Source organism: Psychrobacter sp. 1Y4, from assembly GCF_051847555.1.
In genome coordinates this window covers 1-644 of the sequence record NZ_JBPYDE010000705.1, presented here as the reverse complement: position 1 = coordinate 644, position 644 = coordinate 1, and the positions used below count along the sequence as shown (strand labels likewise).

Here is a 644-nt window from a genome sequence, read left to right as displayed (position 1 = left end):
CAGCAGGATTGCTGCCACGCTCAAAGCCACCACCTTGATAGCCAGTTTGCGCTGAGCCTTGAGGTTGAGCGCCAGTACCTGTAGTAGTTGTACTACTACGCGGGTTACGAGCTGGCACTACGGTTGAGATGGCATGTTTATATACCATTTGACTAACTGTATTTTTGAGGAGTACAACATATTGATCAAACGATTCAATTTGGCCTTGCAGCTTGATACCGTTAACCAAGAAAATAGAAACAGGAATGCGATCTTTGCGCAGCGAATTCAAGAATGGATCTTGTAAAGTTTGTCCTTTTGACATGAAATCTCTCCTAAATATTATATAGTTATGTTTTGAGTGCCAATTATTCTAAGTGTCAATTTAATTATAATGGCTAAAAGGTAGATACAATAATATGTTTTCTTTATAAAACGTATCTAAATAAATATTCATTGTTCTTAAGTTATTCCACTTTATCGTGAATACGTTATTATTGTAAACAATTAAGTAACTACTTGTTTCATTAATTATTTTTATCTACAAATGTCAACCAATGCTTATTAACGAAGCAGTTATATCTGTTTGATACTGCATTTTCAGAGAATTTAAATTATAACAGCTATCTATGCTAATTTTTGAAACTAATTGTGATTACCATCTC

Annotated in this window: 1 protein-coding gene; it reads right to left on the bottom strand. The window is 33.7% G+C overall.

The genetic code is table 11. The features are described 5' to 3' along the window. A partial coding sequence (gene hfq / locus ACS8FC_RS18440) for an RNA chaperone Hfq (RefSeq protein ID WP_439297858.1) occupies positions 1-304 on the bottom strand: 304 nt, incomplete at its 3' end. Positions 305-644 lie beyond the last annotated feature (340 nt).